Annotated in this window: 31 protein-coding genes; 1 reads left to right on the forward strand and 30 read right to left on the reverse strand. The window is 45.8% G+C overall.

Annotated elements, in window-relative coordinates; translation table 11 throughout:
* Positions 1–26: 26 nt before the first annotated feature.
* Positions 27–185: a hypothetical protein gene (locus HU147_RS12875; protein WP_224076635.1), complete on the reverse strand. Its 159-nt coding sequence runs from the start codon at positions 183–185 to the stop codon at positions 27–29.
* 26 nt (positions 186–211) lie between these two features.
* Positions 212–622, reverse strand: coding sequence for a single-stranded DNA-binding protein (locus HU147_RS12880; RefSeq protein WP_224076636.1), 411 nt, complete (start codon positions 620–622; stop codon positions 212–214).
* A gap of 282 nt (positions 623–904) precedes the next feature.
* Here HU147_RS12880 and HU147_RS12885 point away from each other — a divergent pair, with 282 nt between their 5' ends.
* Positions 905–1,345, forward strand: coding sequence for a YwpF-like family protein (locus tag HU147_RS12885; protein ID WP_224076637.1), 441 nt, complete (start codon positions 905–907; stop codon positions 1,343–1,345).
* Positions 1,346–1,402: 57 nt separating this feature from the next.
* Here HU147_RS12885 and fabZ read toward each other — a convergent pair whose 3' ends face one another.
* From fabZ to rpmE, 28 genes are all read right to left on the reverse strand, one after another.
* Positions 1,403–1,846, reverse strand: a complete 444-nt coding sequence (gene fabZ / locus HU147_RS12890; RefSeq protein WP_224076638.1) for a 3-hydroxyacyl-ACP dehydratase FabZ — start codon at positions 1,844–1,846, stop codon at positions 1,403–1,405.
* Between the two features lie 33 nt (positions 1,847–1,879).
* On the reverse strand, positions 1,880–2,146 hold the full coding sequence (locus HU147_RS12895) for a DNA-directed RNA polymerase subunit beta (protein ID WP_224076639.1): 267 nt from the start codon (positions 2,144–2,146) through the stop codon (positions 1,880–1,882).
* A 280-nt stretch (positions 2,147–2,426) separates the two neighbouring features.
* Complete coding sequence (locus HU147_RS12900; RefSeq protein ID WP_224076640.1) at positions 2,427–3,482, reverse strand: rod shape-determining protein; 1,056 nt, start codon at positions 3,480–3,482, stop codon at positions 2,427–2,429.
* A gap of 201 nt (positions 3,483–3,683) precedes the next feature.
* Entirely contained in the window at positions 3,684–4,982 is a 1,299-nt protein-coding gene (gene murA / locus HU147_RS12905; protein WP_224076641.1) for a UDP-N-acetylglucosamine 1-carboxyvinyltransferase, read from the reverse strand.
* 500 nt (positions 4,983–5,482) lie between these two features.
* Positions 5,483–5,716, reverse strand: coding sequence for a DUF1146 family protein (locus HU147_RS12910; protein WP_036809815.1), 234 nt, complete (start codon positions 5,714–5,716; stop codon positions 5,483–5,485).
* A 320-nt stretch (positions 5,717–6,036) separates the two neighbouring features.
* On the reverse strand, positions 6,037–6,441 hold the full coding sequence (locus tag HU147_RS12915; RefSeq protein WP_224076642.1) for a F0F1 ATP synthase subunit epsilon: 405 nt from the start codon (positions 6,439–6,441) through the stop codon (positions 6,037–6,039).
* 24 nt (positions 6,442–6,465) lie between these two features.
* On the reverse strand, positions 6,466–7,881 hold the full coding sequence (gene atpD, locus HU147_RS12920) for a F0F1 ATP synthase subunit beta (protein WP_224076643.1): 1,416 nt from the start codon (positions 7,879–7,881) through the stop codon (positions 6,466–6,468).
* Between the two features lie 304 nt (positions 7,882–8,185).
* Positions 8,186–9,040: an ATP synthase F1 subunit gamma gene (atpG, locus tag HU147_RS12925; protein WP_036809811.1), complete on the reverse strand. Its 855-nt coding sequence runs from the start codon at positions 9,038–9,040 to the stop codon at positions 8,186–8,188.
* 48 nt (positions 9,041–9,088) lie between these two features.
* Positions 9,089–10,597: a F0F1 ATP synthase subunit alpha gene (gene atpA / locus HU147_RS12930; protein WP_224076644.1), complete on the reverse strand. Its 1,509-nt coding sequence runs from the start codon at positions 10,595–10,597 to the stop codon at positions 9,089–9,091.
* Positions 10,598–10,625: 28 nt separating this feature from the next.
* Positions 10,626–11,156: a F0F1 ATP synthase subunit delta gene (locus tag HU147_RS12935; protein ID WP_224076645.1), complete on the reverse strand. Its 531-nt coding sequence runs from the start codon at positions 11,154–11,156 to the stop codon at positions 10,626–10,628.
* Entirely contained in the window at positions 11,153–11,674 is a 522-nt protein-coding gene (gene atpF, locus HU147_RS12940) for a F0F1 ATP synthase subunit B (RefSeq protein WP_036809805.1), read from the reverse strand. The genes HU147_RS12935 and atpF overlap by 4 nt, the downstream gene beginning before the upstream one ends.
* Before the next feature lie 164 nt (positions 11,675–11,838).
* The gene (atpE, locus tag HU147_RS12945) at positions 11,839–12,063 is read right to left on the reverse strand and encodes a F0F1 ATP synthase subunit C (RefSeq protein WP_006829234.1); all 225 of its coding nucleotides are present in this window, start codon (positions 12,061–12,063) and stop codon (positions 11,839–11,841) included.
* A 59-nt stretch (positions 12,064–12,122) separates the two neighbouring features.
* Complete coding sequence (atpB, locus tag HU147_RS12950; RefSeq protein ID WP_224076646.1) at positions 12,123–12,833, reverse strand: F0F1 ATP synthase subunit A; 711 nt, start codon at positions 12,831–12,833, stop codon at positions 12,123–12,125.
* 27 nt (positions 12,834–12,860) lie between these two features.
* The gene (locus HU147_RS12955) at positions 12,861–13,232 is read right to left on the reverse strand and encodes an ATP synthase subunit I (RefSeq protein WP_224076647.1); all 372 of its coding nucleotides are present in this window, start codon (positions 13,230–13,232) and stop codon (positions 12,861–12,863) included.
* Between the two features lie 3 nt (positions 13,233–13,235).
* Complete coding sequence (locus HU147_RS12960; RefSeq protein WP_036809794.1) at positions 13,236–13,457, reverse strand: AtpZ/AtpI family protein; 222 nt, start codon at positions 13,455–13,457, stop codon at positions 13,236–13,238.
* A 238-nt stretch (positions 13,458–13,695) separates the two neighbouring features.
* Entirely contained in the window at positions 13,696–14,856 is a 1,161-nt protein-coding gene (gene wecB / locus HU147_RS12965; RefSeq protein WP_440137304.1) for a non-hydrolyzing UDP-N-acetylglucosamine 2-epimerase, read from the reverse strand.
* Positions 14,857–14,976: 120 nt separating this feature from the next.
* The gene (gene upp / locus HU147_RS12970; RefSeq protein WP_224076649.1) at positions 14,977–15,606 is read right to left on the reverse strand and encodes a uracil phosphoribosyltransferase; all 630 of its coding nucleotides are present in this window, start codon (positions 15,604–15,606) and stop codon (positions 14,977–14,979) included.
* A 137-nt stretch (positions 15,607–15,743) separates the two neighbouring features.
* A complete protein-coding gene (locus HU147_RS12975) occupies positions 15,744–17,912 on the reverse strand; it encodes a sensor domain-containing phosphodiesterase (protein ID WP_224076650.1) in 2,169 nt (722 codons plus the stop codon).
* A gap of 166 nt (positions 17,913–18,078) precedes the next feature.
* Positions 18,079–19,314, reverse strand: a complete 1,236-nt coding sequence (gene glyA, locus HU147_RS12980) for a serine hydroxymethyltransferase (protein ID WP_053167033.1) — start codon at positions 19,312–19,314, stop codon at positions 18,079–18,081.
* The gene (locus HU147_RS12985) at positions 19,301–19,885 is read right to left on the reverse strand and encodes a TIGR01440 family protein (RefSeq protein WP_224076651.1); all 585 of its coding nucleotides are present in this window, start codon (positions 19,883–19,885) and stop codon (positions 19,301–19,303) included. The genes glyA and HU147_RS12985 overlap by 14 nt, the downstream gene beginning before the upstream one ends.
* Before the next feature lie 17 nt (positions 19,886–19,902).
* Complete coding sequence (rpiB, locus tag HU147_RS12990; protein WP_036809780.1) at positions 19,903–20,340, reverse strand: ribose 5-phosphate isomerase B; 438 nt, start codon at positions 20,338–20,340, stop codon at positions 19,903–19,905.
* Between the two features lie 172 nt (positions 20,341–20,512).
* Positions 20,513–20,965 (reverse strand): low molecular weight protein arginine phosphatase, encoded by a 453-nt coding sequence (locus HU147_RS12995; protein ID WP_224076652.1) that lies wholly within the window; start codon positions 20,963–20,965, stop codon positions 20,513–20,515.
* 24 nt (positions 20,966–20,989) lie between these two features.
* Positions 20,990–21,982, reverse strand: coding sequence for an L-threonylcarbamoyladenylate synthase (locus HU147_RS13000; protein ID WP_224076653.1), 993 nt, complete (start codon positions 21,980–21,982; stop codon positions 20,990–20,992).
* 90 nt (positions 21,983–22,072) lie between these two features.
* Positions 22,073–22,930, reverse strand: a complete 858-nt coding sequence (gene prmC, locus HU147_RS13005; protein ID WP_224076654.1) for a peptide chain release factor N(5)-glutamine methyltransferase — start codon at positions 22,928–22,930, stop codon at positions 22,073–22,075.
* The gene (gene prfA, locus HU147_RS13010) at positions 22,923–23,996 is read right to left on the reverse strand and encodes a peptide chain release factor 1 (protein WP_224076655.1); all 1,074 of its coding nucleotides are present in this window, start codon (positions 23,994–23,996) and stop codon (positions 22,923–22,925) included. The genes prmC and prfA overlap by 8 nt, the downstream gene beginning before the upstream one ends.
* 29 nt (positions 23,997–24,025) lie before the next feature.
* Positions 24,026–24,166 (reverse strand): hypothetical protein, encoded by a 141-nt coding sequence (locus HU147_RS13015; protein ID WP_224076656.1) that lies wholly within the window; start codon positions 24,164–24,166, stop codon positions 24,026–24,028.
* A gap of 119 nt (positions 24,167–24,285) precedes the next feature.
* The gene (locus HU147_RS13020) at positions 24,286–24,879 is read right to left on the reverse strand and encodes a thymidine kinase (RefSeq protein WP_224076657.1); all 594 of its coding nucleotides are present in this window, start codon (positions 24,877–24,879) and stop codon (positions 24,286–24,288) included.
* A 159-nt stretch (positions 24,880–25,038) separates the two neighbouring features.
* Positions 25,039–25,254, reverse strand: coding sequence for a 50S ribosomal protein L31 (rpmE, locus tag HU147_RS13025; RefSeq protein WP_036809761.1), 216 nt, complete (start codon positions 25,252–25,254; stop codon positions 25,039–25,041).
* Between the last annotated feature and the right edge of the window lie 96 nt (positions 25,255–25,350).

Raw genomic sequence — 25,350 nt, forward strand, 5'->3', positions numbered from 1 at the left:
GGCCCCCACCTGGCCGGATTCCCCTTTTAGACAGAAAAACCATCACCCTGTTTGACGGAACGGAAGATCTCTTTCAACTCACTTAGTTCCCGCTCCGCCTCTGCCAGTCGCCGGTGCAGCTGAGCGGTCATTTTAATCAATTGCTCCATATGCACTTCCAATTGCAATTGCACGTCTTTCGGCATGACTAAGTGCCTCCTTTTCTAAAGTTTTAAACGTTCACGCCTTCCGTCCCAGGCGGCTGAAAGTCAAAGTCTGCTTCAGACTCGGGCTCCGGCTGCCTGTGGGCGGTTTCTTCTTTTCCTTTTCGCTTGTCGAGAAAACGGATTTGATCGCCTACGACTTCGGTGACATAGACACGTGTTCCGTCTTCTTTGTCGTAATGCCGGGAATGCAGCCGTCCAGTGACTGCAACAAGCGAGCCTTTCGTGCAATACTTGGAAACATTGTGGGCAGGCCTGCCCCATGTTGAACACAGCACAAAGTCTGTTTCCACTTCCCCTTTCTGGTTTTTGTAGTTCCGGGACACCGCGACGATGAATGAAGTATGTATGCGGCCTTCATTCATTACGCGCATGGCCGGGTCTTTCGTTAAACGTCCTACAATTCCGACCTGGTTCATTTACTCACCTCCTTTGGAATACCAACAGCATACTAAGTAAAGCGAATATTGCGCAAAATACCAAAAATAACATTTGGCCCCTTTCGGCTCTTAAAATTTAATTTTTGACGGGATTGCAAAATTTTTTTATGCTGATTATTTATCATATTCAATGGATTTCCCGCCTTTTGTCCCTTATTGCAGAAAATGGATTTTCGCATAAATGCTGATTATTTTTTGCATCTAAGCTCAATAATAATGGCTATGATATACTGGAAAAAAGTGATGTTTGGAGGGACTTACGTGAAGACATTTAAAATGCTGTCGGTTGGAGTCGTAGTAGACAATGAACTGATTACCTATCCATTGAAAGACGGCATCATCATCAACCAGGAGAACAGCCACCGTTCCTGGGTATTGGAGATGCTGATGGATCTCGAGTATCAGGAAACTTTTCAGAAGATGATGAACAGTGGGGAGATATACGATGTGAAGGTAGTCATTTCCTATCCGGAGAACGAACCTGCTCCTTTTGAAGTAGCCATTTACGGTGTTAAAGTAATTGGCGACCAGATTTCCGTACTGATGAAAGGAACCTTAAAACGGGCTCGCCGCGAATATGCAGAAACGTTATTGTCCGAGCTGCTTGAAGACGGGCTTGAAGGCGATCAGCTGCTGGAACGCTTTGAACAAGATATGCGCACGAGACCTGCGCTGCGAAAAGACGAAGCCAAATCTTCATAAAAAAAGAGTCTGGCCGGAGTGATTTTACTCCGGCCAGACTCTTTTTACGTACGCTTTTTATTTCTCTTCGCTTGCAACAGGCCCCAATGCAAAAAGAATGTCGCATTCGCAGACAAGTTCGCCGTCCACTGTGGCAATCGCATGCCCTTTGCCCATCGAGCCTCGAAGTCTTGTCAATTCCACTTCCAGACGCAGCTGGTCGCCTGGAACCACTTGGCGTTTAAAACGGCAATTATCGATGCCGGTGAAAAATGCCAGACGTCCTTTGTTGGCTTCCATCTGCAGAACTGCTGCTGCGCCTACTTGTGCCAGCGCTTCAACAATCAATACACCCGGCATAACCGGGTAACCCGGAAAATGGCCATTGAAAAAGTCTTCATTTGCGGTTACATTTTTTAACCCTACCGCTTTTTTTCCTGCTTCCATCTCCAGAATCCGATCAACCATCAGAAATGGATAACGGTGCGGCAAAATTGCCTGAATTTGTTCAACTGTCAACATCGTATCAACCCCTCATTAAAATAAAGATTTGAGCTATTTCTTTCCGCTCATAATATCAAAAATGTGCTGCCAGGTTTCCCATTTTAGCGCGTCAGCCGGTTCACCGTCTCCAATGACGCCGTACCCGACCATTACTCCTAAAACCATTGCCAAGGCAATAAGCGCAATTACAATAAGAATCCGAAGCCAAATGGGAAACAGGCGAATCTGTACCCAGCCATCTTTTTTCGGTTCCGCTTTCTTAACAGACTCTTTTTTAGCCTGTTGACGAAAATTCAATTTCTTTTTTGTATCAACCATTCGTTCAGTCAACCTTTCCGTTTATCCCGCTTTAACGGTCATTAAGTCTCCCACTTCTTTAAGTGGAAGATCAACTGACCGCTCGAGCACGATTAGTTCAACCAGCACTTAGTGGGGATGAAAACTCTCATTGGGCAAAATTTCTCTTCAGGTACGATGCTCCTTGAAGCAAGGTATTATCCTCGTAAATTAATCACTGTATTGAGTGTACCTATATCAGCATTAAATGTCATTATACTAAATAATTTTCTTCATGACACTTGCCCGGCATATTAACGGATCAATCCGCGGTGATTTTTTTTGAAGTGCCGAATGATAAGTGAAAGCTCTTGAAAAATCCTCTCTTATAAGCGGAAAGCCGGTCCATATTGTCCAAAAGAATGCCGGTGCCGACCGCAACTGTATTCATCGGGTCTACTGCAATGGCAACGGGAACTTCCAATTGTTCCGCAAGCAGCTTGTCCATGCCCTGGAGCATTGCGCCTCCGCCTGCCAAGACAATGCCGCGGTCGATAATATCCGCTGACAGTTCAGGCGGTGTATTTTCCAATACGTTTTTCGCAGCCTGTACAATCATTTGGACCGGTTCTTTCAATGCCTTTTCAACTTCACTTGAATTGATGGTAATGACGCGTGGAAACCCTGTCGCCATGTCCCGTCCGCGCACTTCCATTTTTTCATTGCGGCTATCGGCTAAAACAGAGCCGACCTGAATTTTAATGTTTTCCGCCGTGATTTCGCCGATTAATAATTTATAGTGCTGTTTGACGTAATGCATAATTTCGCGGTCGAAAACATCTCCTGCGACTTTGACGGATTGGCTTGAAACGATGTCGCCTAATGACAAAACGGCAATATCCGAAGTGCCTCCGCCGATATCAATGACCATATTGCCGACCGGCTGGTAAATATCCATTCCCGCCCCGATTGCTGCCACTTTTGGTTCCACTTCCATAAAGACTTTTTTGGCGCCTGATTTTTCAGCCGCTTCACGGATGGCTTCTTGCTCCACACTTGTGATGTTTGATGGATAACAAATCAGTATACGCGGCTTTGTCATAAAGCCTTTTACTTTAAGACGCTCTAAAAAATATTTAAGCATAATTTCCGTAACATCAAAATCGGCTATTACCCCATTTTTCAACGGACGAATGACATCAATATGATCCGGAGTGCGGCCCATCATTTTTCGGGCTTCCTCTCCCACCGCTACAACGGCATTAGCTTTACGATCTATTGCTACTACGGAAGGTTCGTTCAAAACGATTCCTTGCCCTTTTATATGGATAAGAACATTTGCTGTCCCGAGGTCGATTCCAATATCTTTTGAAAACATCTGTTTGCTTCCCTCCACTTTGTATCCACTATCTATTAGATTTTGAAAAAAGCTTTCTTAACTGAATATTTTAACATAGCAATAAAAGAAAAAGAGTTTTCCTTCTGAAAAGATAAGGCCGAGTTCCTGAAAATCTTTGCCTATTTCCAGTAAATGAAAAAGTCTGCCAGCCCTAGGCTGACAGACTCGGAATAAACAGTATTAGACCATTTGCTCTTGTTTAGCTTCTGTTTCTGTGTTGCTCACTCGTTCGATATCTGCGCCTAATGCAGCCAACTTCTTATGGAAATTAACATAGCCGCGATCCAAATGATACAGCTTGTTGACCCGTGTGACACCTTCAGCCACTAAACCAGCCAGAATCAACGCTGCAGCTGCTCTTAAGTCTGTTGCTGCCACTTCTGCGCCCTGAAGCTTAGAAGGGCCTTCCATGATCACTGAGCGTCCTTCGATTTTAACGGAAGCGTTCATGCGACGGAATTCTTCAACGTGCATGAAACGATTTTCAAATACAGTTTCAGTCAAAATCCCGTTCCCTTTAGCCATCAACATCAATGTCATCATCTGAGATTGCATGTCTGTCGGGAATCCTGGGTGCGGCATTGTCTTAATGTCGATTGAACGAAGCGGGCGCGTCGCACGGATGCGAAGGCCTTCTTCTGTCTCCTGGACATCAACGCCCATTTCACCCATTTTGGAAATCAAAGCAGACATATGTTCAGGAACAGCGTTTTCAATGATAACATCGCCTTCTGTAATTGCTGCTGCTACCATAAATGTCCCCGCTTCTACACGGTCCGGAATGATGTAATGTTCTGCGCCGTTCAATTCTTTAACGCCTTCAACACGAAGCGTATCTGTCCCTGCGCCAATAACGCGGCCGCCCATTTCATTGATGTAGTTTGCCAAATCAACGATTTCCGGTTCTTTTGCTGCGTTCTCGATCACTGTTACGCCATCAGCAAGCGCTGCTGCTGTCATAATGTTTTCGGTTGCTCCGACACTTGGGAAATCCAAATAGATTTTTGCGCCGCGCAGACGGCCATTAACAGCCGCTTCCACAAAACCATTGCCGAATGTGATTTGAGCGCCCATCGCTTCAAAGCCTTTTAAATGCAATTCTATCGGACGTGAGCCAATCGCACATCCTCCTGGCAAAGCAACACGAGCGAATCCATTACGTGCAAGCAACGGCCCCATTACCAAAATCGATGCGCGCATTTTTCTGACGTATTCAAACTGCGCTTCGCTTGATAATGTCTGTGATGAATCAATCACCATTTCATTTTTTTCCGGGAAGTATTCAACCGTAGCATTTAAGCTCTTCAGTACTTCTTGAATCGTATACACATCCGCCAAGTTAGGTACTTCTTTGATAATGCTTTTTCCGTTTGAAGCTAGAAGTGATCCGGCAAGAACGGGTAATACCGCATTCTTAGCCCCTTCTACACGAACTTTCCCTTTTAATTTTTGGCCGCCTCTTACAATAATCTGATCCACTGATATGCCCTCCATCTATTAAGTATTCATCTATATGTAAATTCAAAATTTAAAGTCCAATGTCATAAATTAGAAACAAAACCTTTTCTATAATACCTGTTTTATACTAATATAACAAGTATTTATGCCATCTTTCCTCCTTTTAATTCTTTGTACTGTTATATCTTTCGAAAGAACTTCACATTTTATGTCCGTAGGTCCTATATTTTAAGTACATTAGACCTGCCCATATGTATGTATAATTATATATTACATTTAGATTACAGTGCATGTTTTTCCCTTTTTATTTGCACCTAAACATACATTTCCCATTTTATTTCCCGGGAAATAAGAAATTCGGATGTATGCATTTTCGTTTAAATAGGTTTAAAGACTCTGCAGATTTGGTGCTGACCTGAAATGTCCTCTCCTTTATTCCTGCCTAATTTTTCTTTAAGGAGGCAAAAAAATTTGCTCTTTTGCCATATGGGCGATAATCGCCTTCATGGCAAAGGAGCAAATCAAAATAAATACGGCAACTGTCTGGACCATGAAGAAATATTCAAGAAGAAGGTGGATACCGCTGTCCCAATGGCGATGCTTAAGAAAATGTACAATATTTGTGCTTGAAGTACATGTTGTTTGCGAATCCATTTTTCGAACATTACGGCGCGCAGCGCATAAAATGCAACTCCGGTAAAGAAAATGTGGCTGATTATTGAGATTAACGCTGTTTGTCCGATCATTGCTTCCATGCAGATTCCTCCTTATTAATAAAGTAAAAAGAGCGGACAAAAGTCAACTGCCCTTCTGCCCGCTCTTTAAATTTAAAATTAGTGTCTAGCTCAGTGCCCAGATTCGACGGGCGCTTGCGCTTTTCTTTGTCCAGACTCCAACGGTCAACCTCTCGGCCTTAAGCTGCCCTTCCTATGCGGCAAAAAGCGCCGCTTCGGAAGTTCATCAAAGACCTAATGCTCCTGCATCGCTGCGCTAGCTTCGTCGCAAAGATATGGACCAAATCAATTTGGTCCATATCTTGTCTGCCGGAGCTGAACGGCCCTTTTCGCTTTTCTTGTTACACATTACCCTCATAAACGTTGATACGATTCTTTGCACGTCTTAACGCTAATTCTGCTCGCTGATAGTCTACTTCATCTTTGTTCGCCTGGAGCATCGCTTCTGCACGTCTGGCAGATTCTTGTGCACGCGACAAATCGATGTCTGTCGCAAGCTCTGCTGATTGGGCAAGAATTGTTACTTTATCAGGACGAACTTCCAAGAATCCGCCACTTACAGCAGCCAATTCCGTCGAGTTTTCTTTCTTCAATCGGACTGCGCCGATTCCAAGAGGAGCTACTGTCGGGATATGGCCAGGCAAGATACCCATCTCGCCTGTCGCTGTAACCGCTATGACCATAGAGACTTCTGAATCGTATACCGGGCCGTCGGGAGTGACAATATTGACTGTAATGGTCGGCATTTTTTTCCCTCCTGGTCCCTTGTTTTAGACTTCTACGCCCATGCTTTTAGCTTTTTCAATTACATCTTCGATACGTCCTACTAGACGGAATGCATCTTCCGGCAAGTGGTCGTATGTGCCAGCAAGAATCTCTTTGAATCCTTTGATTGTTTCCGCTACTGGAACATACGAACCTTTTTGGCCTGTGAACTGTTCAGCTACGTGGAAGTTTTGTGATAGGAAGTTTTGGACGCGGCGCGCACGGTTAACCGTTAGCTTGTCCTCGTCGCTCAACTCATCCATACCAAGGATTGCAATGATATCTTGAAGTTCGCGGTAACGCTGAAGCGTTTCCTGAACTTGGCGGGATACTGCGTAGTGCTCTTCTCCAACGATTTCAGGCGACAATGCACGTGAAGTCGAAGCAAGAGGATCCACCGCAGGGTAAATACCCATTTCAGAAAGTTTACGCTCAAGGTTCGTAGTTGCATCCAAGTGGGCGAAAGTTGTAGCCGGAGCCGGATCCGTATAGTCATCGGCTGGTACATAGATCGCTTGGATCGAAGTTACGGAACCTGTGCTTGTAGTTGTGATACGTTCCTGCAATTGTCCCATTTCAGTAGCAAGTGTCGGCTGGTAACCAACGGCAGATGGCATACGGCCAAGCAATGCGGATACTTCTGAACCAGCTTGCGTGAAGCGGAAGATATTGTCGATGAACAATAGCACGTCTGCGCCTTGCTCGTCACGGAAGTATTCAGCCATTGTCAAACCAGTCAAAGCTACACGCATACGTGCGCCAGGCGGCTCGTTCATTTGGCCAAATACCATTGAAGTTTTCTTGATAACGCCGGAATCGCTCATCTCGTGGAATAAGTCATTTCCTTCACGTGTACGTTCACCAACACCTGCGAATACGGATAAACCACCGTGTTCTTGAGCGATGTTGTTGATCAATTCCTGGATAAGAACTGTTTTACCTACACCGGCACCACCGAAGAGACCGATTTTACCACCTTTGATGTAAGGGGCAAGCAAGTCAACAACTTTGATACCTGTTTCAAGAATTTCAACTTCTGTGGAAAGGTGTTCAAACGTTGGAGCTGCACGGTGAATCGGGTTGCGCTTTTCAGTCAACGGGATTTCTTCACCTAAGTCAATTACTTCTCCAAGTACGTTAAATACACGGCCTAGTGTAACGTCTCCAACTGGAACAGTGATAGCGCTGCCTAAGTCGGTTACTTCTGAACCGCGTTGCAAACCGTCAGTGGATTCCATTGCAATTGTACGAACGGAATCGTCACCAAGGTGTAGAGCCACTTCAAGTGTCAATTTCACTTGTTGCTGGCCTGGACGATTAATGAATACAGTTAGGGCGTTGTAGATTTCTGGAAGCTGGCCATTGGCAAACTTAACGTCTACAACCGGACCCATAACTTGAAGTACGTGTCCTGTGTTCATGCTGTTCCCTCCTGTCTTACTGTTTTTACTATATAGCTTCGATATTCCGCAAAATAGCTGCGCTTTCCTGCGGGCTTGCGCCGAACTAACTCAGGCTTTTGGGCCTGAGTTGATTTCGACACTTCGCTGTCCCGCGGGAGTCTCCGCTATTTTGCTCCATATCAAGTGATTTCTTAGCGCCGGCGCGTCCAGGGGCTAGGCGGAGCTAGAAGACGAGTGTTCTTCTCGGCTTCTAGCAGGAGCCCTGCCCAAAGCGTCCGAAGCGTTGGGTAAAAAGACAATTCAATGATTAAACTAATAAAAATTATTCTAAAGCGGCTGCTCCGCCGACGATTTCAGTGATTTCCTGAGTAATCGCAGCTTGGCGAGCCCGGTTATATGAAAGTGTCAATCCATCGATCAACTCGCTCGCATTGTCGGTTGCGCTTTTCATTGCGGTCATGGACGCAGCGTGTTCACTTGCCTTGCCGTCAAGAACAGCACCGAAAATCAAGCTTTCTGCATATTGCGGAAGAAGCACTTCTAAAATGGCTTCAGCTGATGGGTCAAACTCGTAAGAAGCAGTTGCTCCAGTCGCTTGGATATCCGTTAATGGCAAAACTTTCTTTTCAGTAACTTCTTGCTGAATAGCTGAGACAAAGTGATTGTAGTACATATAAACTTCGTCATACGTACCGTCTGAGAACATACCAACAGCTTTGCGCGTGATTTCTTTAATGTCAGCAAATGTCGGGTGATCCGGCAGTGCAATCGCACTTTCAAGAATCGTCATTCCCTGCTTGGCAAAGAAATCCCGTCCTTTACGACCAACGCTGAGGATGACAAACTCGTCATTGGATGTATGGCGCTGGCGGATTCTCGCCATTACTGTACGAAGAATATTGCTATTGTATCCGCCGACTAAACCACGATCCGATGTGATCACGAGGTAAGCTGTTTTCGCTACAGGGCGTGTCGTCATCATTGGGTGGGTTTCAGTTGAACCTTGTGCAATAGAAGCGACGACGTCCTGAATTTTATCCATGTAAGGAACGAATGCTTTCGCATTCACTTCCGCACGGTTCAGCTTGGATGCAGAAACCATCTGCATGGCCCGCGTGATCTGGCTTGTTTTCTTGGTTGACGTAATTCGGTTTTTTATGTCGCGTAAAGATGCCACTGGTATTTCACCACCTTATTATTTTTTCTTCTATTTCGAACGAAGTTCTTACTCTGATTTAGCGAATGTGCGTTTGAATTCGTTGATTGCTGCTCCAAATGCTTCGTCAGAAGGCAAACCTTGTGTTTTGCGAATAGTATCCAAAATTTCAGTGTGGTTGGAATCCAGCCAGCTTGTCAATTCCGCTTCGAAACGCTGAATGTCTTGAATCGCAATGTCATCAAGGAATCCGCGAGTCAACGCATAGAAAATAACAACTTGTTTTTCAACTTTAATCGGGTTGTTCAGGTCTTGTTTCAATACTTCAACCGTACGTTTCCCGCGCTCAAGTTTAGCTGCAGTTGCTGCATCCAGGTCTGAACCGAACTGAGAGAATGACTCAAGTTCACGGAAAGCAGCCAAGTCAAGACGCAACGTACCAGCAACTTTTTTCATTGCTTTGATCTGTGCTGAACCACCTACACGTGATACAGAAAGACCAGCGTTGATTGCCGGACGTACACCGGAGAAGAATAGATCCGACTGAAGGAAGATTTGTCCGTCAGTGATCGAAATTACGTTAGTTGGAATGTAAGCAGAAATGTCGCCCGCTTGCGTTTCAACGAATGGAAGAGCTGTAATTGAACCGGCGCCTAGCGTTTCGTTCAATTTCGCAGCACGTTCCAATAACCGTGAGTGCAAGTAGAAAACATCCCCTGGATAAGCTTCACGGCCTGGAGGACGACGAAGCAATAGTGAAAGTTCGCGGTAAGCAGAAGCCTGTTTAGTCAAATCATCATAGACGATCAATACATGTTTGCCGTCAAACATGAATTCCTCTGCCATTGTGATACCTGCATAAGGAGCCAAGTACAATAGTGGAGCTGGCTGTGAAGCAGAAGCTGTTACAACGATTGTGTAATCAAGAGCTCCGTTTTTGCGGAAAGTTTCTACTACGTTACGTACAGTAGATTCTTTTTGTCCGATTGCAACATAGATACAGATCATATCTTGGTCAGCTTGGTTCAAGATCGTATCGATCGCTACAGACGTTTTACCTGTCTGGCGGTCACCGATGATCAATTCACGCTGTCCACGGCCGATCGGCACTAGAGCGTCAATCGCTTTGATCCCTGTTTGAAGCGGTTCATGAACCGATTTACGGGCCATAACCCCTTGTGCAGGGCTTTCGATTGGACGAGTTTTTGTTGTGTTGATTGGACCTAAACCATCAACTGGCTGTCCAAGTGGGTTTACTACGCGTCCGATTAGTTCTGGTCCTACTGGCACTTCCATGATACGGCCAGTTCGACGTACTTCATCGCCTTCTTTGATGTCTGCGAATGGCCCAAGGATGATGATACCAACGTTGTTGGCTTCCAAGTTTTGTGCCATACCCATAACACCAGTTGAGAACTCAATAAGTTCTCCAGCCATGACGTTGTCGAGGCCATGAACACGAGCGATACCGTCACCAACTGTGATTACTGTACCGATATCGTCAACTTTCAATTCAGATTGATAGCTTTCAATCTGCTGTTTAATCAGGACACTGATTTCTTCAGCTTTGATGCTCATGTGTGTCACCCTCTCATAATTTCATAAATTAACCGATTAGTTGACGCTGCAAACGCTCCAATTTGGAAGAAATGCTGCTGTCATAAATGCGGTTTCCGATTTGAAGACGCAATCCGCCAATTAGGGAAGGATCGATAATGTTTTCAATTCGCAAAGATTGTTTGCCGATTTTCTTGGCAAATGTTGAAGAAATGGATGCACGCTCTTCTTCAGTCAACGGACTTACCGAATACACTTTTGCATCTTCAATTCCTTTGGCTTCATTGGTTAAGGAAATATATTGGTCTACTACATCTGCCACTTCTTCCAAGCGTCTGCGTTCTGCCAGCAACTGCAATGTGTTGACGACATACTCATTTCCTTGGGCAAATAGTTCAGAAATAGCATTTTTTCTTTTTTCTGCAGATAATTTAGGCGAACCTAAAAGGTTCAGCAAAACCGGGTTATCCACAAACACTTTTTTGACTTCACGCAAATCCGCTTCCACTTCTTCTGAAGCATCATGCTTGTTTGCAATTTGGAACAAAGCTAGTGCATAACGTTCTGAAGCTTGGCTCATTGTATGTCGCCTGCCTTCGCAATCGTTTCGTTAATCAACTGACGGTTGTCTTCTTCGCTGATTTCTTTGTTCAGTACTTTAGATGCTGCAAGCATAGACAATGCGACAACTTCTTCGCGTACTGCTGCTACAGCTTTTTCCCGCTCGTTCGCGATTTCCTGGACTGCCGAATCTTTCATGCGGCTAGCTTCAGTACGCGCTGTCGCGATAATATCCTGACGCGAAACTTCGCCTTGTTTTTTGGCAGTTTCTACGATTTCCTGCGCTTGAGTACGCGCTTCTTTCAATAAGCTGCGCTGTTCTTCAAGCAATTTCTGCGATTCCTGACGGCTGTTTTCAGCTGTTTCGATTTCGCTTGCGATCAAGTCTTCACGCTGTTGCATTACGCCCATTAAAGGACCCCATGCGAATTTTTTCAATAGCAACATCAATAGAATGAAAATAACGAGTGTTGCTAAGATATCTCCGGTGTTTAAAAATTCCCCGGTTGCACCGAGTACGAGGTGATCAAAAAACACGATTGTTTCACTCCCTTCAAGAGCCTAAAATTCAGTTTCTTCTATAGTAAGATCTTTTTATGCAAAAGAATGGTTTTCCAAAATCAAAGGGTCATACAAACATAAATGGCGAAAATTATGCCGAAGCATTCCCGCCATTCTGTTTAATGTATGAGAAGTACAGACTATTGGTTCATTACGATGAACGCGATTACTACCGCGATGATTGGTAGTGCTTCAACCAATGCTACCCCGATGAACATAGTTGTTTGTAGAACGCCACGAGCTTCTGGCTGGCGAGCGATACCTTCAACTGTTTTAGAAACGATAAGACCGTTACCAATACCTGCGCCTAGTGCTGCTAAACCTACTGCGATTGCTGCTGCTAATAAACCTAATGAACCTGTCATTGTAAAATGTCCTCCTCAGGATAATTGTTTTTTTTTTGCTCAAGACGAGCAATTTATACTCAATGGTCGTCGGCAACTTTGTGCGATAAATAAACCATCGTTAACATAACGAAAATAAACGCTTGGATTGCTCCGATAAAGATTGAGAACCCTTGCCATGCCATCATCGGTACGATGGCGGCTGCAAAACCGAAAGCACTTGCTGATGCAAGCCCTGCCAACAATGTAAGCAAGATTTCACCGGCATAGATGTTACCGTAAAGACGCAGACCGAGTGTCAGCGTATTTGCGAATTCCTCAATGATCTTAAGCGGGAACAAGAATGGCATCGGCTTTAAATAGCCTGCGCTGTATTGTCCCAACCCTTTCAATCTGATGCCATAATAATGGCTCAAAATGATAACTGTAGCGGCCAATGTCATTGTTACCGTCGGATCAGCAGTTGGTGATTTCCACCAAAGATCTCCGTTGACAACTATTGCAAAAGGCAAACCGAGCATATTCGACACGAAAATGAACATGATCAGCGTAATTCCAAGCACGTGGAATCGTCCGCCGTCTCTCCAGTCCATATTGCTCTTGATGAGGCCTTTAACAAAATCCATTACCCATTCCATGAAGTTTTGCATACCTGTTGGCTTCAGCTTCAGGTTCCGGGTAGAGATAAATGCAATTAGGAAAACAATAAGAGCGGCTACAAGAAGCATCATTATGTTCGACAAGTTAAATGACATCCCCAAAAACTCTCTCATTGGTGCGCCATGTTCCACGATAGTTTCACCTCTCTTTCCACTTTATTAATGGTGTTTCACATGATAAACAATCCGCTCTGCCAACAACAGAACATACGGGATCATTAATCCAATTACCGTACTGACCAAGTGAATGTACTCAGCGAAAAGAATGGCTATCGCCACTGCTGCAACACCTGATGCAAACCGTAATGCCGTTCCTAGAGAACGAACCTTCGAGCCTTCTGCCACCGCCCGGTCAAATCCTTCCATCCGCCGAACCAGAATCCACATATTGTAAATGCCGAACAGGGAACCGATAATCAGACCTGCGAAAACTTCTTGATAAGAGGTAAACCCCCAACCAATAGCGAATGCTGCCAGGATGAAGTACATCATCTTTTTAAGTCTTGTATAAATTCCCCTAAGTCCATCCATTTTTTACGGGTCTCCTGAATCGAATTTTCGAATAGTTTGAAGCATCGCCCATATGCCGATGGCTAATCCAGCAAATAGGCCGATGATCAAGAAGAGCGGCGCGGTTCCGAATCGTTCATCGAGCCACATACCTGTGAAAAGACCGATGAGCACGGACCCGACAAGTTGCGAGAGGATGGAACTGTAAAGAACCATCGCTTGTAAGGGACTTTTTGTTGGGCGCATGATAAACCCCTCGAGTTTCGTTTGATTTGACATTTAACCCTTGAAAAGAGCAGTCGCATCAGGCTTTCAGAACAACATCTTCTATGTATGAAAACCTTCTCATGCATACCCTTTGTAAGCATACAATAGGGGTAAAATCATGTCAATTCCTAGAAGTGAAATTGTTCACAAGCGATTTTTCATCTGTCATATTGTTGACAAATTTTCGAACAAACTTCTCTTTGGCCCGATTCTTTCTTTACTTAGCAGAAAAGTATTCCAAAAGAGCTTTCACAATTCTGCGTGAAGCTTCACCGTCTCCGTAAGGATTCGATGCATGTGACATCGCCGCATATGCTTCGCGGTCCGACAACAGCTCGTTGGCCAGTCTGTAAATCGTCTCTTCATCGGTTCCGGCAAGCTTCAGCGTCCCCGCTTCTATGCCTTCCGGGCGCTCGGTGGTGTCACGCAAAACCAGCACCGGTTTCCCGAGTGAAGGAGCCTCTTCCTGTATGCCGCCGGAATCCGTCAAAATAAGGAACGAGCGTGCAGCGAAATTATGGAAATCAAGAACTTCCAGCGGCTCGATCAAATGGATTCTCGGATCGCGCCCAAGAACTTCATCCGCCACTTCCCGGACCGCCGGATTCATATGGACCGGATAAACCACTTGTACATCTTCGAATTCCGCGAGCAAACGTTTGATGGCACGGAACATATTGCGCATCGGAGCTCCCAGGTTCTCACGGCGGTGTGCTGTCAGCAAAATCATACGGTCCGTTCCCAGCTTCTCTAAAATCGGGTGGCTGTAAGTTTCCTTGACCGTCGTTTTGAGTGCATCAATCGCTGTATTGCCCGTCACATAGATGCTTGTCTCCGGCTTGTTCTCTGCGCGCAAATTCTGTGCGGATTTTTCCGTAGGTGAAAAGTGGATATCAGCCAGGATTCCCGTCAATTGCCGGTTCATTTCTTCCGGATACGGCGAGTATTTATTATGCGTCCGCAATCCTGCCTCCACGTGCCCGACGGCAATCTGGTTATAGAAAGCAGCCAAGCTTGCCACAAAAGTTGTCGTGGTGTCTCCGTGCACAAGCACAATATCCGGTTTCGCTTCTTTCATGATGCCGTCCAGGCCATTCAGTGCACGAGTTGTGATATCACTTAATGTTTGGCGGTCTTTCATAATGTTCAAATCGAAATCCGGAGTGATCCCAAACGTTTCAAGAACTTGATCAAGCATTTCACGATGCTGGGCGGTCACAGCGACCAATGGTTCAATGCTTTCCGGATACTTTTTCAGTTCCAGGACAAGCGGCGCCATTTTAATCGCTTCCGGCCGCGTGCCAAAAATCGTCATAACTTTCCACTTTTTCGACAAGCCTATCCCCCACTTCTTCTTATGCGGAATCCACCGGACCATTTTTGCTGCTCATGTGCAGAGGTGGAATCGCTTACGCTTTTCTAATGGCCAAGCTTCTGTGCCCAGCCCCTTTTAGCCGGTCAGACTTTCAAGGGGCTTTTACGGGCACGGCTGCTTATATTATTTTGTTCCGAATAGACGGTCGCCTGCATCTCCAAGGCCAGGAACGATATAGCCATGGTCATTCAGTTTCTCATCCAAGGCCGCAATGTAAACATCTACGTCAGGGTGCGCTTCCTGGAATGCATCCACGCCTTCCGGTGCTGCAATGATGCACATGAAACGAATTTTTGTCGCCCCGCGTTTTTTCAGCGAGTTGACAGCTTCGATAGCGGATCCTCCTGTAGCAAGCATTGGATCGACAACGATGAATTCGCGTTCTTGTACATCGGACGGCAATTTCAAGTAGTATTCAACCGGCTGCAAAGTTTCAGGATCACGGTACAAACCGATATGCCCCACTTTTGCTGCTGGAATCAGTTTTAAAATTCCATCCACCATGCCGATGCCGGCGCGTAAAATAGGGACAATCCCCAATTTCTTGCCTGCAAGCACTTTTGAAGTTGCCAATTGGACCGGCGTTTCCACTTCTATTTCTTTTAACGGCAGATCTCTCGTGATTTCAAAGGCCATTAACGTTGCAATTTCGTCGACCAATTCCCGGAATTCTTTCGTTCCCGTAGATTTGTCGCGGATGTACGTCAATTTATGCTGAATCAGCGGATGATCAAATACATATACTTTTCCCACGTTGCACCTCTCCTTTTCCAAAGTCATCTAAAATAGTATAACAGAATTTTTCTGCCGGCAGGGGCTCACTATCGCATTGCGACTTTTCAGTTTTTTTATTTCCTGGGAAATAAAAAAACCGGACCCCAAGGATCCGGTTAAAGCAAATTGGCTTCATCAAGCGACATCGGCCGATAATAATAGTAGCCCTGCCCGATGCGGCACCCTAAAGCAAGCAGCATTCGCTTCTGCTCTTCGGTTTCAACGCCTTCCGCTACGACACGCATGCCCAAATTCTCGGCCAGTTGGATAATGGTCCGGACAATCGCCAATGTTTGCTGTTCGTGCATATTATTAATGAAGGAACGGTCGATTTTAATTTCCGTCACCGGCAGTTTCTGCAAATAGCTCAACGAAGAGTAACCGGTTCCAAAATCATCGATCGAGCTGGCAAAACCATAGTTGAGCAGCTGCTTAAATACTTTATAAGCGGTTTCAATATCGACAAATCCAATGCGTTCCGTGATTTCCAGCTGAATCCATTTCGGTTCGATGCCGTACTCAGCCGTCTGGTCGACTAAATATGGGATAAACGAATGGTGGAAAAAGTGATCCGTTGACACATTGATTGCCACTTGGCTCAGTTCCAAGCCTTTGTCCTGCCGAGTTTTCAGCCAGCTTAGAACGCGCTTCAGCAGGCTCTGCTCCAGCATACGGATTTTGCCGTTCTTCTCCGCGACGGGAATAAAAACATCCGGTGCGATGGTGCCAAGTTCCGGTGAGTTCCATCGCGCCAAAGCTTCAAAGCTCATAATTTTGCCGGTCGACAGTTCCACTTTCGGCTGCAAATGGACGTCTATTTCTTCCCGTCTTAACGCCGCCGTCAGTTCATTGGCAATCCGCAAATCCTTCATCATCGATTCATCGTGTTCATTTTCGTAATAGCAGGTGGATTCCCCCGCGCGCAGTTTGGCTTTGGAAAGCGCGCTGTCTGCATGGCGGATCAATTCATTCGGATCCTGCTGGTTTGGCGTGATCAGTGCAATTCCCATCTTCATGGTCAAAAACAACTCCATGTCTTCGATGTTGATCGGATCAATTTGGGAAAGCACCTCTAGATAATCAGGCACTTTAACCAGCGGCGTTAAACAAAACAGGGCAATGGTCGAGTCGGAAAAACGGGCAACCAGATGATTGGCAGGCAGTTTCGAACGCAAAAAGCGTTTCCCCATTTCCCGGACCAAGGAGTCCCCTGCCCGGTGTCCGTACTGATCCACCACTTTTACATATTCATCAGCAGAAATAAAAGCGATGAAGCCTTCTTTATGCTCGGACAGCATCTCTTTTACTTCATTCATAAAGTAGTTGCGGTTCGGCAATTCGGTTTCTTTATCCACATAAGCCAATTCCAGTATTTCCGTCTGCTGATGAAAATACTTCATCGTCAACGAAACAATGGGGGCAATCTGTTCGATAAAGGCCATTTGTTTTCCGGTCGGCAGCATAGGCTTTTCAAAATAAATGCCAAAAGTGCCGCTCGGGTTGCCATCCGTATCAAAAATTGGAACGGACCAGCTCGACACGAAGTTCATGCTTTTCACCATCTCCTGGTAGCCGTCCCAAAGCGGATCGGTCAGCATGTTTTCAACAATCACCGGCGCTCTCCGGTGATAGGCAGCACCGCACGTGCCGCCCGTTTCTTCCACTAAAGCGCCATCCACTGTTTCATTAAACTTTTTTGGCATCGAACTTCCTGCGCCTATACGGAAGCGGCCGTTCTCATCCACCAGCATCACGGTGCATTTCGCATCATCCGGAAAGAACGATTCAACCATCGTGCAGGCTTTCTGCAAAAGGACACTCAGCATATAGCCTTTTTCAATATCGTTGTACGTTTCCTGCTGAAGCTTGATCAGCGATTCCGTCTGTTTCCGGTCCGTAATGTCCCGCTGCAGCATTAACGTATATGCCCCAGCATTTTTCCGGACATTGATGGGCTGAACGGTAATTTCGTTCCAAAAAGGAACACCATCTTTGCGGTAGTTGATTAATTCGTATGTACAAGCGGTCTCAGAATCGATGCATTCCCGGATATTACGCACCACTTCTTTATCCGTTTTTGCTCCATGCATAAATCTCCCGTTGTTTCCGATAATCTCTTCTTCTGAAAAACCGCTCATCTCGCAAAAGGCACGGTTGGCATAGATGATCGGGGTGTCCGGGGCGTCATGGTTTAATACGACAAACCCTGTTTGAAATTCAACCCCAAGACGGCGCAGCCAATCCATGATGATGCGCTTTTCTTTATTTATTTGTTGTATTGGCATACGCAAATCCCCCATAAGCTTTGTCCCGCTATAACGGTCAGTATAATTCTGATTGGATCCATTCTCAATCAAGGAGATGCAAATCCTCCATCCGATTGAATCTTCTCTTTATATATAAGAGGAAAAAAACAGCTGCCTGAATTAAATCTTTGGCAGCTGTATTCCCTTATTTGTACAATGGAAAACTAGCCGTTAGCTTAGCCGTCCGTTCTGTAGCTTCTTTTTTCACTGCTTCATCTTCCGGGTTTTTCAACAACAACGCCATGATGGAAGCAATTTCTTTCATTTCCGGTTCTTTAAATCCGCGCGAAGTGACAGCAGGTGTTCCAAGACGGATCCCTGAAGTGACAAACGGGCTTTGCGGATCAAATGGGATGGTGTTTTTATTTGTCGTGATTCCCACTTCATCAAGCACATGCTCCGCCACTTTTCCAGTCAAATTCAGTGAACGAAGGTCGACGAGCATCAGGTGGTTGTCTGTCCCTCCGGAAACGATGTCAACGCCTTCTGCCTTCAAGCCTTCTGCAAGCGCTTGTGCATTTTTAACCACTTGTTCGACATAAGTTTTGAATTCCGGCTTTTGTGCTTCTCCGAACGCTACTGCTTTACCTGCAATAACATGCATAAGCGGGCCGCCTTGAATTCCAGGGAAAATTGTTTTATCGATTTTCTTCGCGAATTCTTCTTTGCAAAGAATCAAGCCGCCGCGTGGTCCGCGAAGCGTCTTGTGCGTCGTTGAAGTCACGAAATGAGCATGAGGCACCGGGTTCGGATGGGCGCCAACTGCAACCAGGCCTGCAATATGGGCCATATCCACCATTAAGTACGCACCGATTTCATCGGCAATTTCACGGAATTTCGCAAAATCCAAAACGCGTGAATAGGCACTGGCTCCCGCTACGATCATTTTCGGTTTATGTTCAAGCGCTGCTGCGCGCACCGTTTCGTAATCGATTAATTGTGTTTCTTCATTAACTCCGTACTCAACGAAGTTATACTGCATTCCGCTGAAGTTGACTTTGCTGCCATGCGTCAAGTGCCCGCCATGGTTCAAGTTCATCCCTAGGATTGTGTCGCCTTTTTCAAGGACTGCTGTGTATACGGCCATATTTGCCTGCGATCCGGAGTGCGGCTGAACGTTTGCATGTTCAGCTCCAAAAATTTCTTTCAGGCGGTCACGTGCAATGTTTTCTACAACGTCTACAAACTCGCATCCGCCATAATAGCGTTTGCCCGGGTATCCCTCAGCATACTTGTTTGTAAGGACTGAACCCTGAGCCTCCATTACTGCTTGTGATACAAAGTTTTCAGAAGCAATTAGTTCTATGTTCGCTTCCTGACGTTCTTTCTCTGCATTCATTGCTTCGTAAACTGCCGGGTCCTGCGTTTTAATCAATTCCATCTGTGTATCCCTCCTGTAATTGGACAAGCTCACGATCGTACCTTGCGCGTTCTCCGCCAATCAACTTCGGCCGGGTAGTTGCAGCTGACACAATCGCTTCACCTACTAGTTTAACAGAAGTTCGCACAGGAACGGCGACTCTTTTTAAATGCATGCCAATCATTGTCTGTCCGATGTCAATTCCGGCATGCGCCTGAATTTCCTCGACGACCACCGGATCATTCATACTCGTGTAAGCAAACGCACTCATTGAGCCGCCGGCCTTAGGAACCGGAACGACGGTTACCGGCTCCCAGCCATACTTTTCCGCCGCCTCGCGCTCAATCGTCAATGCCCGGTTGATGTGTTCACAGCCCTGAAAAGCGAGATAGATCCGGTGGCGCTCCGCAAACTTTTGGAGCGGTTCATACAAATCTTCCGCAATATCCAAAGTGCCGCCTGTACCAATCCGTTTCCCTGCCACTTCCGAAGTGGAGCAGCCGACCACAAACACTTGACCTTTTCTAAATTGAATCTGTTGTTCCAATTCACTTAACGTCTCTTCCAGCTGAAGCTGCCACAAGGTTTGCATATCGACCACTCCTTTTATTATTGTTCGAGGTCTGTTACTTTTTGGACGCGCTTCTGGTGTCTGCCGCCTTCAAATTCTTCCGTCAGCCAAGTGCGGGCAATTTCGCGCGCCAATCCAGGCCCGACAACGCGTTCCCCCATTGCTAAAACATTCGAATCGTTATGGCCTCTTGTCGCTTTTGCACTGAATATGTCATGCACCAAAGCACAACGGATGCCTTTTACTTTGTTTGCTGCAATCGACATGCCGATGCCTGTTCCGCAAATCAGAATACCGCGGTCAAATTCACCTTTTGCTACGGCCTCTGCTACCGGTTTTGCATAGTCCGGATAGTCGACGGAGTCGTCTGTATGCGGCCCGAAATCCTGATACTCTATTCCCATCTCGTTCATTAAATTCACGATTTCTTTGCGGAGATTGTTCCCGCCGTGGTCAGATGATATAGCAATTTTCATGAATAGCCCTCTTTTCTTTTCTGGTGAAGTGAAAACCCTTAAAATAAAATCTTCACTTTTCTTTCATTCTAACATCAATAACTAAAAAATCCTACAAACCCGCTGTTGCGGCAGTTTTATGGGGAATTTGAAAAAAAAGCCATTTGCAGTTGCGCAAATGGCTTTTCTTCAATCAGTTCTTTTCTGTCAACTCTTCTTCGGTGAGCTTCTCTACAACCCGGTCAATCAATGTTTTCAGTTCATTGAATGTCTGCTGGTACGTAAACAGTGAGCCTCCGTATGGGTCGCTGACATCTGCAGCTGTTCCGCTCGCAAATTCTTTCAGCGTGTAGAGTTTGCCGGCAGAGGCCGGGTAGTTCTGCAGCAGAAATTGTTTATGCGAATTTGTCATGGTTAAAATGAGTGTTGCCCATTCCATGTCTTTCGGCAAAAGCTGTTTAGAAGTGTGCTCAAAAGAAATTCCAGCGCCGTCCAAAACAGTTTGGGCATTTGCAGATAAAGGCGCTTCGCCTGCAAAGATGCCGGCGGAACGGACTTCAACGCCCGGCAGCTCTTTCGCAGTCAAAATCGCTTCTGCCATCGGGCTTCTGCAAGTATTGCCTGTGCATACAAAGAAAATCTTCATCGTATCCCCCACCTTAAGAATAGATTAGCTAAACCATTTATGGTCTGCTGCTTTTTCCAATCTGTTCATCATGGCCACATTCCGTTTTGGCGCCGGAGATACTGTAGCCAGAATCAGGTCAACATCCGTGCGGTCGCATTTTCGCAAACTATCGTACAAGGTTTCGGCGGACAACCGATAATAATAATCGGCCAGTGGAAATTCAACTGTGCTTAAAACAGCCACTTTCTTTCCGTCTTTCTGAACATGTTCAATTGCTTTTTCTACCAATGCCTGATCGTTTTCAATCAAATACACCGGAGCTTCAGGAGCATAATGCATGTATTTCATGCCAGGCGACTTCGGTGCATTGCCTTGAATGTCAGAAGACAGGCGCACCGTGCCGATCACTTGTTCCAGATCCTCTTTTGTGATATGCCCGGGCCGTAAAATGACAGGCGGTTCGCATGTCATATCCAGAACCGTCGATTCGATGCCGATGGCAGTCGCCCCTCCATCCAGAATAAGAGGAATGACGCCTTCCATATCATGATAAACGTGTTCTGCAAGCGTAGGGCTTGGTTTGCCGCTGGTATTCGCACTCGGGGCGGCAATCGGCAATTTCACCCGTCTCAGCAAGTTTAACGCAACGGGATGGTTTGGCACCCGAATCCCAACTGTAGACAATCCTGCCGTGACATTTTCCGCAAAAGCTTCCGGCTTGGCTTGCATGATTAAAGTCAGCGCACCTGGCCAAAAAGCATCCATGCATTGAAGTGCTTTATCCGGAACATTTTGCACCCAATCCAATGCACTTTCTTTCGAATCGACATGGACAATCAATGGATTATCCGCCGGACGGCCTTTCGCTTCAAAAATCTTTTCAACGGCTTGTGGATTTGTGGCATCTGCCCCTAAACCATAAACTGTTTCTGTCGGAAAGGCGACAAGGCCCTCATTCCGAAGAGTTTCCACAGCTTGTGAATAAGTTTCCTCTTTATTCACGTTTTTATCCACAAGAATAATTTCCGTTTCCATGTGAACATCTCCTATTTTTACTGGTTTTATATAAATCTATCCACAAATTGTGAATAAATCAAAATATTAAGTCTGAGAATTGTTAGTAATTTAACTGATTATGCAAAAAGCCATTCGGTCGTTGCTGTTGATATCTTTTTTAATATACACCTTGCCGTCCGGAAAAGCTGTTTTCAACAAACTTTCTACTGCAGGACCCTGTTGATAACCGATTTCGAAACCGATAATTCCAGGTTTATTCAGTAAATCCGGCAATTGTTCAGCCATTTTTTCGTATAAGGCCAAGCCATTATTATCTGCAAACAAGGCGCTATGCGGCTCATAGTCATGAACGGTATCCGCCAAATCGGCCGCTTCCTCATGAGCAATATACGGCGGGTTCGACAAGATGATATCCCATTTCCGGTCACGGATCGGTTCGGTCAAATCCCCCAGCTGAAAGTTCACTTCTGCGCCAAGCTTTGCCGCATTCCGTTTCGCCATAGCCAATGCTTTTTCTGATATGTCCGTAGCCGTCACCCGGGAACCGGGAAGCTCGCACTTCATGGTAATGGCAATAATGCCGCTGCCGGTTCCGATATCGGCAATTGAAGGACGGTTATCCGGAAACAGCTCAGCTGCCAATTTCAAGGTTTCTTCCACCAACTCTTCGGTTTCAGGCCGAGGAATCAGCACGTCTTCATTTACCGCAAACGTTCTGCCATAAAATTCTTCGGTTCCGGTCAAATGCTGGACCGGGATTCCGATGGCATGCTGCTCGACTTTGCTCCAAAAACGTTCAAATGCCGCTTCCTCCATTTCATCGCGCATGGAAGACAAAAGCCCGGCATGCGATAAGCCAAGTTCATGCTGCAGCAAGATGCGCGCAACGGCTTCTTCCCGTCCTTTGCTTTTTAAAAAAGAAGAAGCCCCGTTAAGGGCCTCAAAAATTTTTCTGCTTTTAGTCATTGTTCAAACTTTCCATTCTTGCAGACTGCTCTTCCACAACCAATGCTTCAATGATTTCATCCATCTTGCCTTGCATGATTTGATCCAGCTTTTGGATTGTCAACCCGATGCGGTGGTCGGTTACGCGGTTTTGCGGGAAATTATAGGTGCGGATCCGTTCTGAACGGTCACCGGTTCCGACTGCGGATTTGCGGACTGCATCGTATTCCGCTTGCGCTTCCTGCTGGAATTTATCGTAAACACGCGCACGAAGCACTTTCATGGCACTTGCTTTGTTTTTAATCTGTGATTTTTCATCTTGGCAAGTAACTACTGTATTCGTCGGAATATGCGTTAAGCGCACCGCTGACATTGTCGTGTTAACGGATTGCCCGCCTGCACCTGAAGAAGCGTACGTATCCACACGGATATCGTTGTCATGGATCTCCACTTCCACTTCTTCCACTTCCGGCAAACAAGCGACTGTAGCTGTTGAGGTATGGATGCGGCCGCCGGATTCAGTTTCCGGTACGCGCTGAACACGGTGTGCGCCGTTTTCGTATTTCAATTTGGAATACGCGCCTTTTCCGGTGATCATGACCACCAATTCCTTAAATCCGCCTAGGCCTGTCGGGTTGGAATCCATAATGGAAACTTTCCAGCCGTTTGACTCCGCGTAGCGGCTGTACATGCGGTAAAGGTCACCGGCAAACAATGCCGCTTCGTCTCCGCCTGCTGCCCCGCGAATTTCCATGATGACGTTTTTGTCATCGTTAGGGTCTTTCGGAATCAGTAAAATATGGAGGCGTTCTTCTACTGCCGTAACTTGCGCTTCCAGTTCGTTGACTTCTTCTTTGACCATTTCACGCATTTCCGGATCCAATTTCTCGTCAAACATCGCTTTGGCGCCTTCGAGCTGTTCGGTCAAATCTTTATACTCCCGGTAAGCTTCTACCGTTTCCTGCAAATCCGACTGTTCTTTTGAATACTCTCTTAATTTATTCGTGTCGCTGACAACTTCAGGATCGCTTAACAGTTCATTTAAACGGTCATAGCGATCTTCGACAGCTTGCAATCGATCAAACATTTCCAAATCACCTCTGTTTCTGGTTTCTTTTATAGAATTGTCGATATTCCGCAAAGCAGCTGCGAAGCCATTTGGCCGAAAGCATTTCGGCCGATGGCTTTGCGACGAGCTTGCGCACGAGCAGTAAAGGCGTCTCCACTGTTTTGCTCCATATCTAAGTGAATAATCATTAAGAATCTATCTAATTGTTAGTTTCTCTTCTAATAAGCCTCTCTAGCGCCGGTGCGTTCAGGGGCTAGGCGAAGCGGTTTACAAAACTTATCATCTATAAGGAATTTATATAAAAACTTTAATTCGAAACTGTTACACCAGCCGGTACTTCGTGGTGGTGGCGGCAGCGTGGCTCGTAGGCTTCTGAAGCTCCGACTAAGATGGTCGGGTCATCGGAACCGGCCGGTTTGCCGTTGATGAGCCGTTGCGTCCGGCTTGCCGGTGAACCGCATACGGTGCAGACGGCCTGCAGTTTGGTGACTTGCTCTGCAATCGAAAGCAAAGTCGGCATCGGGCCAAAAGGGCGTCCTCTGAAATCCTGATCAAGTCCGGCTACAATTACCCGGAAGCCGTGGTTCGCAAGTTTCTGGACATTGTCGATGATTTGTTCATCGAAAAATTGAGCTTCATCAATGGCAATGACATCGTAATCATCGGTGATAAATTGCCACATTTCTTCTGAATGCTCAATCGGCAAGGCGATAACTGTCGCTCCATTATGGGAAACAACCGCTTCTTCGCTGTAGCGGTCATCGATCTTCGGTTTGAATACTGCAATTTTTTGTTTGGCGAATTGTGCACGCCGCACCCGGCGGATCAGTTCTTCCGATTTTCCTGAAAACATGCTCCCGCAAATCAGCTCTACCCAGCCTGACTGTTTCATAACGTACATAAGTGAGACCCCTTTCAAACGCTCTTTAATCATTATAATCATACCCAAAAACGGACGGCAATACTGTTTTTTTTCTTACTATGTAAGCCAATTATATGGCTATTAAACGAAAAAATACCTGCTTCGCGTTTTCGCGCAAAGCAGGTATATTTTTTACTATTACTGGTTGATTTCTTCTTTGATGCCGTATTTTTTGTTGAAACGGTCTACGCGGCCATCTGCTGCAGCAAATTTCTGACGTCCAGTGTAGAATGGATGACATTCTGAGCAAAGCTCGACGTTGATGTTTTCTTTTACAGAACCAGTAGTGAAAGAATTCCCACATGAGCAAGTTACTGTTGCTTGTTTGTAATCTGGATGAATACCTGTTTTCATTATTGTTTCTCCTCCCGCCCTGAACCATCTGGAACAGAGTTTAATAATCTATTTTACTATTGCCTTACATGGCTCTTTAGGCCATATATGCAATAG

The organism is Planococcus chinensis, from assembly GCF_020071995.1.
GTDB classification, from domain to species: domain Bacteria; phylum Bacillota; class Bacilli; order Bacillales_A; family Planococcaceae; genus Planococcus; species Planococcus chinensis_A.

Coding starts and splice junctions, on each gene's coding strand:
- fabZ (WP_224076638.1), bottom strand. CDS start 1,846: ATGTTGACAGTTGAACAAATTCAGGCAATTTTGCCGCACCGTTATCCA.
- atpE (WP_006829234.1), bottom strand. CDS start 12,063: ATGACAGGTTCATTAGGTTTATTAGCAGCAGCAATCGCAGTAGGTTTA.
- prmC (WP_224076654.1), bottom strand. CDS start 22,930: ATGACTAAAAGCAGAAAAATTTTTGAGGCCCTTAACGGGGCTTCTTCT.
- HU147_RS13015 (WP_224076656.1), bottom strand. CDS start 24,166: ATGATTATTCACTTAGATATGGAGCAAAACAGTGGAGACGCCTTTACT.
- atpD (WP_224076643.1), bottom strand. CDS start 7,881: ATGAACACAGGACACGTACTTCAAGTTATGGGTCCGGTTGTAGACGTT.
- HU147_RS13020 (WP_224076657.1), bottom strand. CDS start 24,879: ATGTACGTTATGAAACAGTCAGGCTGGGTAGAGCTGATTTGCGGGAGC.
- HU147_RS12960 (WP_036809794.1), bottom strand. CDS start 13,457: ATGCGCCCAACAAAAAGTCCCTTACAAGCGATGGTTCTTTACAGTTCC.
- HU147_RS12915 (WP_224076642.1), bottom strand. CDS start 6,441: ATGCCGACCATTACAGTCAATATTGTCACTCCCGACGGCCCGGTATAC.
- HU147_RS12900 (WP_224076640.1), bottom strand. CDS start 3,482: ATGTTTTCAAAAGATATTGGAATCGACCTCGGGACAGCAAATGTTCTT.
- HU147_RS13000 (WP_224076653.1), bottom strand. CDS start 21,982: ATGGAAACGGAAATTATTCTTGTGGATAAAAACGTGAATAAAGAGGAA.
- rpiB (WP_036809780.1), bottom strand. CDS start 20,340: ATGAAAATTGCTATATCATCTGACCACGGCGGGAACAATCTCCGCAAA.
- HU147_RS12955 (WP_224076647.1), bottom strand. CDS start 13,232: ATGGATGGACTTAGGGGAATTTATACAAGACTTAAAAAGATGATGTAC.
- HU147_RS12995 (WP_224076652.1), bottom strand. CDS start 20,965: ATGAAGATTTTCTTTGTATGCACAGGCAATACTTGCAGAAGCCCGATG.
- rpmE (WP_036809761.1), bottom strand. CDS start 25,254: ATGAAAACAGGTATTCATCCAGATTACAAACAAGCAACAGTAACTTGC.
- HU147_RS12880 (WP_224076636.1), bottom strand. CDS start 622: ATGAACCAGGTCGGAATTGTAGGACGTTTAACGAAAGACCCGGCCATG.
- HU147_RS12935 (WP_224076645.1), bottom strand. CDS start 11,156: ATGAGCCAAGCTTCAGAACGTTATGCACTAGCTTTGTTCCAAATTGCA.
- HU147_RS12895 (WP_224076639.1), bottom strand. CDS start 2,146: ATGGTTGATACAAAAAAGAAATTGAATTTTCGTCAACAGGCTAAAAAA.
- HU147_RS12975 (WP_224076650.1), bottom strand. CDS start 17,912: ATGCCAATACAACAAATAAATAAAGAAAAGCGCATCATCATGGATTGG.
- wecB (WP_440137304.1), bottom strand. CDS start 14,856: ATGGTCCGGTGGATTCCGCATAAGAAGAAGTGGGGGATAGGCTTGTCG.
- HU147_RS12875 (WP_224076635.1), bottom strand. CDS start 185: ATGCCGAAAGACGTGCAATTGCAATTGGAAGTGCATATGGAGCAATTG.
- prfA (WP_224076655.1), bottom strand. CDS start 23,996: ATGTTTGATCGATTGCAAGCTGTCGAAGATCGCTATGACCGTTTAAAT.
- glyA (WP_053167033.1), bottom strand. CDS start 19,314: ATGGAATTGATTAAAACGCAGGACCCGGCAGTTTACGAAGCAATGAAT.
- atpA (WP_224076644.1), bottom strand. CDS start 10,597: ATGAGCATCAAAGCTGAAGAAATCAGTGTCCTGATTAAACAGCAGATT.
- HU147_RS12910 (WP_036809815.1), bottom strand. CDS start 5,716: ATGGAAGCAATGATCGGACAAACAGCGTTAATCTCAATAATCAGCCAC.
- HU147_RS12985 (WP_224076651.1), bottom strand. CDS start 19,885: ATGCAAACCTTGTGGCAGCTTCAGCTGGAAGAGACGTTAAGTGAATTG.